This window comes from Pseudomonas sp. SR18 (assembly GCF_023701505.1).
Taxonomy (GTDB): domain Bacteria; phylum Pseudomonadota; class Gammaproteobacteria; order Pseudomonadales; family Pseudomonadaceae; genus Aquipseudomonas; species Aquipseudomonas cyclaminis.
In genome coordinates this window covers 1-1373 of sequence record NZ_JAMQAU010000039.1, presented here as the reverse complement: position 1 = coordinate 1373, position 1373 = coordinate 1, and the positions used below count along the sequence as shown (strand labels likewise).

Here is a 1373-nt window from a genome sequence, read left to right as displayed (position 1 = left end):
GAGAGTGTCAGATTTTTTGTGTTCGGGCCGGTTACGGCCTGCCGTCAGGCAGGCCATCTTTACCAGGTCGGCCTGATAAATCGATCTCCGTACAGAATCGCAAATTGATTCATTGCGTTCTTCCAATCATGAGCTGCACTGCCCCAGTTCGCGGTGATATTTCGTAATGCCAGCCAGATTAGTTTTGTCGCAGCCTCATCCGTTGGGAAGTGGCCTCGCGTCTTGATGACCTTGCGCAACTGGGCATTGATACTCTCGATGGCATTGGTTGTGTAGATCACTTTGCGTATCGCCGGGGGAAACACGAAGAACGGAATAACTCGATCCCAAGCACGTTTCCAAGCTGATACGACTGTCGGATATTGCTTACCCCAAGGCCCGGCTTCGAAAGCCAGTAGCGCTTGTTCTGCGGCGTCAGCATTGAGTGCTTGATAGATCGGTTTCAGTGCCTTGGCCAGCTCACGGCGCTTATCCCACGGGGCGTAATCGAGGCTGTTACGGATCAGGTGGACGATGCAGGTCTGCAACGTCGTCTCAGGAAACACAGCACTCAGCGCTTCGGGCATGCCTTTGAGACCGTCAGTTACGGCGATCAAGACGTCTTCGACGCCTCGGGTTTTCAGGTCGTTAAAGACCTTCATCCAAAATTTGGCGCCTTCGGTTGTTTCAATCCAAATGCCCAGAATATCTCGCGTTCCGTCCGGCAATACTCCCAGTGCCAAGTAGATCGCTTTGTTGCGAACCAAGCCTTCGTCGCGAATTTTGACTCGCAATGCATCGAAGAAAATTACCGGGTACATCGGTTCAAGCGGTCGCTGTTGCCAGGCGGTAACCTCCTCCAACACTGCGTCAGTGACGGAGCTGATGAAATCGTGAGAGACGTCTGTTCCGTACTGTTCAGAGAGAAACGCCCGGATTTCGCGAACCGTCATGCCTCGGGCATACATCGCGATAATCTTGTCATCGAAGCCGGTAAAACGCCGTTCGTGTTTGGGGATCAGAATCGGAGCAAAGCTTCCATCACGGTCTCTGGGAATGTCCAAACGCAGCGGACCGTCATCGGTTAGCACCGTTTTTCCGCTCTTGCCGTTGCGCTGGTTACTCGACTCCTCAGGGCGCTCCGCGCCCTGAGGATAGCCAAGGTGGTGGCCCAACTCGGCACCAAGAGCTCGCTCGATCAGCGCCTTTTTGAACGCCATCGAGGCATCCTGAATGGCTTCGGCACTCATCGGGCCGCTGACGAACTGGTCGATCAGCTCTTGGGGAATGGATGGAAGGTCTCGCGGGGCCTCACGGGCCGGTTTCTTTTTGGTCGGCATACATGCACCTCTATCAACATGTTATGCCCGAACACAAAATTTATGACAGTCCCG

Annotated in this window: 1 protein-coding gene; it reads right to left on the bottom strand. The window is 54.1% G+C overall.

Annotation, left to right across the window (positions count from 1 at the left end; all coding sequences use genetic code 11):
• Positions 1-59 precede the first annotated feature (59 nt).
• Positions 60-1319 (bottom strand): IS256 family transposase, encoded by a 1260-nt coding sequence (locus tag NDJ82_RS27350; RefSeq protein WP_015372597.1) that lies wholly within the window; start codon positions 1317-1319, stop codon positions 60-62.
• Positions 1320-1373 lie beyond the last annotated feature (54 nt).